Source organism: Streptomyces sp. NPDC001027 (assembly GCF_040299045.1).
In the GTDB taxonomy this organism is placed as follows: domain Bacteria; phylum Actinomycetota; class Actinomycetes; order Streptomycetales; family Streptomycetaceae; genus Streptomyces.
The window spans coordinates 1-4,173 of record NZ_JBEPBI010000422.1 but is presented as its reverse complement, the minus strand read 5'-3'; the positions used below and the strand labels follow the sequence as shown (position 1 = coordinate 4,173).

Sequence of the window (4,173 nt, the reverse complement as noted above, 5' to 3'; positions counted from 1 at the left end):
GCTACCTCACGCCCCACGAGGCGCGCCTGCGCTACCAACAGGATCAGACCCTCGCGGCATAACAGAACCGTGTCCGAGATCACGGGGAAACTTCAAGCGGATCCGACTGGAGGCCGCGGAGCAGTTTGTTGCTGGTGTCTCCAAAGCGGAGGTCGCCAAGGACTTACGGGCGAGTGTGCGCTCGGTGCAGCGTTGGCGCCGGGCCTGGCACGATGCCGGCGCTGAGGGGCTGCGATCCGCCGGACCGGTCTGCGTGCCCAAGCTCAGTGAGGCCCTGTTCGCAGTGCTCGAACAGGAGTTGGCCAAGGGGCCGGTCGCGCACGGCTGGCCGGACCAGACCTGGACGCTGGCAAGGGTCAAAATGAAACGTTCCGGGTTTGATCGAGTGGTATGCCCCGGTTCTATTGGAGTCGGGTTGCTGGACAATTGACAATCCAGCAGCATTCGGAGGCCGTGATGCCCCGCAGCTATCCGCCCGAGTTCCGCCGTAAGGTTCTCGATCTCGTCGCATCCGGAAGGAAGATCGCCGAGGTTGCGCAACTCCTCGGCATCAGCGACCAGACGATCTACGTCTGGCGGCGTCAACACCTCATCGACACCGGACAAGTGCCAGGCACGACCAGCAGCGATCTGTCTGAACTGGCTGCGGCCCGCAAGCGCATCGCCGAGCTGGAGGCCGAGTTGGCCATCCACCGGCGGGCCGCCGAACTGCTGGGTGAGGTAACGTCCCCAAAAGGCGGTTCGAAGCCATCCGCGTGATGGCCCGTGAACACCTCCCGGTGCAACTGGCCTGCCGAGTACTGCACGTCGCGGAGTCCGGTTACTACGCCTGGCGAGACCGTCCGCCGTCGAATCGCCGGGTCAAGCACGCCTGGCTGACCGAGGCCATCGTGGGCATCCACACCGCCTCCCGCGGCGCCTACGGCTCCCGCCGGGTGCACGCCGAGCTCGGTCTGGGCCTGCACATTCATGTCAGCCACGGCACCGTGGAGCTGCTGATGCAGCGTGCCGGCCTACCCGGCAACCGACGACGCCCCCGCACCAAGCACGTGACGCCCTCGGCCGCCGACCTGGTGGAGCGGAACTTCACCCGTCACGCCCGGGACCAGCTATGGGTCACCGACATCACCGAGCACCCCACCTTTGAGGGCAAGGTGTACTGCGCGGTCGTCCTGGACACGTTCTCGCGACGGGTGGTGGGCTGGTCGATCGACGCCTCACCCACAGCGGCGCTGACCACCAACGCCCTGGCCATGGCCATCGGCAACCGCTCCCCACGGCCGGGCGGCACCATCATCCACTCCGATCACGGAGTGCAGTTCGGGTCCTGGGCATTCACCCAGCGCGCGAGGGCCTCCGGCCTGCTGCCCTCGATGGGCTCCATCGGGGACTGCGTGGACAACGCGATGATGGAGTCCTTCTGGGCCCGGGTCCAGGTCGAACTGCTCAACCGCAGACGGTGGCGGACCCGGCTGGAGCTGTCCACCGCGCTCTTCGAGTACCTGGAAATCTTCCACAACCGCCAGCGCAGACACTCCGCGCTGGGCATGCTCAGCCCGGTGGAGTACGAACTCCGCAACCCGCCAGTAGCCTGAAACCAAGCAAGCCGACTCCACCCAACTCGGGACAGTCCTGAGCCTCCACCGAACCCGGAACGGTTCAAAACGCTGATCGGACGCCGGTTCCACAAGAGCATGACGCTGTCGGCGATCGCGCGGATGCTTCACCGGCACGGCTTCAGCCACCAGGTCCCGGCCCGACGAGCCGTTGAGCGAGACGAGGCGGCCGTGACGGGCTGGGTGAAGGAGACCTGGCCGCAGGTGGAAGGTCCGTGGCGGCGCTCGATGCCTGGCTGTGCTTCGAGGACGAGGCCGGCTTCTCGATGGGCTCAGTCAAGATTTCCGTGACGGGGTGGCGGAGTGTGGCTTTGGTCAGGCGAGGAGGACTCGCTTGCGCAGTAGTGCGAAGCCGGCTCTCCCATACATCTGTCGCTTCAGCATCTTGATCCGGTTGACGTGGCCTTCGACAGGGCCGGAACTCCAGGGCAGCGTAAGCCCCGCGGTGACAGCCTGGTGATCACGCTGGAGACCGTCGGCGAAGGCGTGTAGGGCGGGTAGGTCATCGGCGTGGACGGCGTCTGTCCATGCCGGCAGGCTGTGTCCGCCGAGGTCGCAGACCATCCGCGCGAAGGCGTGCACGTGGCTGCGGACGGCAGTCAACTCCGGGCATCGGCTGAGTACTTCGCCCAGCTGGCGTTCTTCGTCGTCGCGCAGGTGCTGGGGGTTCCACATGATCCAGTTGGTGACCTGCTGCGGTTTGAGCACCGGGGCGGGCGACCGGATGGATCCGAGGCCGGTGCGAAGCGGACGGAGGTAGCGTCGCACCGCTTGCGGGGTTCGTCCCGGGTAGCCCTGGCTCTGGATCTCGCGGAAGAGGCGGGCGGCATCGGTGCATCCTTCGTTCCAGCGCCGGATCAGGTAAGGCTTGTAGTCGTCCAGGCGAGTGGTGCGCAGGGAGCCTTCGATGAGGCCGTCGAGGTTCTTGCAGTGCGCATAGCGTTCCGCGGTGTGTCGGGCAAGGCCCAGCTCCCGAGCGATGGCACTGATCGTCCATCCTCGGGCCAGCAGTCGGTGAACTGCCTTGTGTCGCTCCCGTGTCCGGGTGACCAGCCATTTCTCCGTGCCGGTGTCCGGATTGAGGGTCGAGGGCGGAGCCGCGGCCATGCGCCGGGCCGACGGGGTGCTCACCTCTGGTTCTTGCAGGCAGGGGCGGTGAGCGATCACGGTGCGCTCGACAGCGGTGGTCAGGTTGTCCCATAAATGCCACCGGTCGGCGACCTGCAGCGCGCCCGGAGCGCCTGCGCGGGCCGCCTCGGCATAGGCGCCGGCCCGATCCCGGCAGATCACCTCGATCCCCGGGTGTCCGGCCAGCCAGAGGGCCACGGGTTCCTTCTCTCTGCCGGGCAGCAGGTCGAGGACGGCATGGGACTCGACGTCGACGAGCACCGTCCCGTATCTGCGCCCACGTCGGGTGGCGAAGTCATCCACCCCGAGTACCCGCGGTGAGAGAGGGCACGGGTCGGGCAGCGCCATCAGCACATTCAGCAGTGTCATCCGGCTGACGACGATGTGCAGCACGGCGGCGAGCCGCGCGCCTGCCCGGCCGGCAAGCGCCAGGGCAATGGCCTGGATCAGGGTCGCCAGCACGACAGTGCGGCGCCCGTACCGGATGGTGAGTCCTTCGACCTGCTCAACGAAGGTGCGACGCGCACAACTGGTGACATCGCAGAACAACCGTCGTACCGACAGGTCGATGGCCACCGGACGCCCGCCCACAGCGGCATCCGCCAGACACCGTCGATACCAATTGTGGACTCGCGCCGAGGAAACGCCGCAATCGGGACACGCGAGAGCACCGTCGCGGGTGCGTGCCTGGACCCGCACCACGCCGTCCTCCACACACACTTGCTCCACCAGCACCTTTTCCAGGTGCGGAAACACGATGTCCAAGAAGTCATCACACACTGCGGACCATGCCACCGAAATGACGCTCGGTCACCCCGTCACGGAAATCTTGACTGAGCCTCTCGATGACGCCGCCCACCGCACGGACGTGGGCCCGGCGCGGATGCACCCCCGTCGTCCGAGTGCGCGGACGCTCCCAGCGACGCTTCTCCGTTGCTGCCCTGGCCTGCTACAAGCAGGGCGAACGCTCACGAATGATCTACCGGCCCAAGCGGCACATGGATCACAAGCGGGGTGGCAGACGCAGTTTCACCTGGACCGACTACCGCGACCCGCTCGTCGCCGCCCACCAGCAGCTCGGCGCCCCGATCGTGCTCGTGTGGGACAACCTCAAGTGCGCCACGAGGCGCTACGGAATCGAGTGGGGGTGAAAGGACCCCACCGCCGAACGGTCGCAGCCGTCCGGTGAAGCTGAGGGCAGCCGTCTCCTGGGAACGCAAGTGGCGGCGGGAAGCAGCCCTGACAACGACGGGACGGGTCGGCACTGTCAGACGGCCCGGGTCCGGCAAGCTGCGAGGAGAAGGTGTACGAGAGGAACCGCTGTCTGACGCCCCGTAAGTGTCCCGCTCGGCTCAAATCTGATGGATATGGGCTGGGTTGCAGCGCGTGAACGGTCACTCGTCTGGGTGGCGTTCAACTCCGAAGCCGG

3 protein-coding genes and 3 pseudogenes are annotated in these 4,173 nt (G+C 66.7%); 5 read left to right on the top strand and 1 reads right to left on the bottom strand.

All coding sequences use genetic code 11. The features are described 5' to 3' along the window. Window positions 1–58: 58 nt before the first annotated feature. The 4 genes and pseudogenes from ABT300_RS42005 to ABT300_RS41995 form a co-directional block, all read left to right on the top strand. Window positions 59–361: pseudogene (locus ABT300_RS42005) on the top strand (helix-turn-helix domain-containing protein); the annotation flags it as partial. Window positions 362–456: 95 nt separating this feature from the next. Continuing rightward, window positions 457–759: a transposase gene (locus tag ABT300_RS44645; RefSeq protein WP_502978109.1), complete on the top strand. Its 303-nt coding sequence runs from the start codon at window positions 457–459 to the stop codon at window positions 757–759. Beyond that, complete coding sequence (locus ABT300_RS42000; protein ID WP_502978108.1) at window positions 759–1,595, top strand: IS3 family transposase; 837 nt, start codon at window positions 759–761, stop codon at window positions 1,593–1,595. The genes ABT300_RS44645 and ABT300_RS42000 overlap by 1 nt, the downstream gene beginning before the upstream one ends. A gap of 60 nt (window positions 1,596–1,655) precedes the next feature. Next, a pseudogene (locus tag ABT300_RS41995) lies at window positions 1,656–1,877 on the top strand (helix-turn-helix domain-containing protein); the annotation flags it as partial. Between the two features lie 54 nt (window positions 1,878–1,931). Here the strand turns inward: ABT300_RS41995 and ABT300_RS41990 are convergent. Further along, window positions 1,932–3,524 (bottom strand): ISL3 family transposase, encoded by a 1,593-nt coding sequence (locus ABT300_RS41990; protein ID WP_502978110.1) that lies wholly within the window; start codon window positions 3,522–3,524, stop codon window positions 1,932–1,934. Between the two features lie 62 nt (window positions 3,525–3,586). Between ABT300_RS41990 and ABT300_RS41985 the strand changes: the two are divergent. Then, window positions 3,587–3,856 (top strand): annotated as a pseudogene (locus ABT300_RS41985) (IS630 family transposase); the annotation flags it as partial. Window positions 3,857–4,173: the final 317 nt, after the last annotated feature.

Excerpts from the sequence above, each read along its gene's own strand:
- ABT300_RS44645 (WP_502978109.1), top strand. The coding sequence starts at position 457 with ATGCCCCGCAGCTATCCGCCCGAGTTCCGCCGTAAGGTTCTCGATCTC.
- ABT300_RS42000 (WP_502978108.1), top strand. The coding sequence starts at position 759 with ATGGCCCGTGAACACCTCCCGGTGCAACTGGCCTGCCGAGTACTGCAC.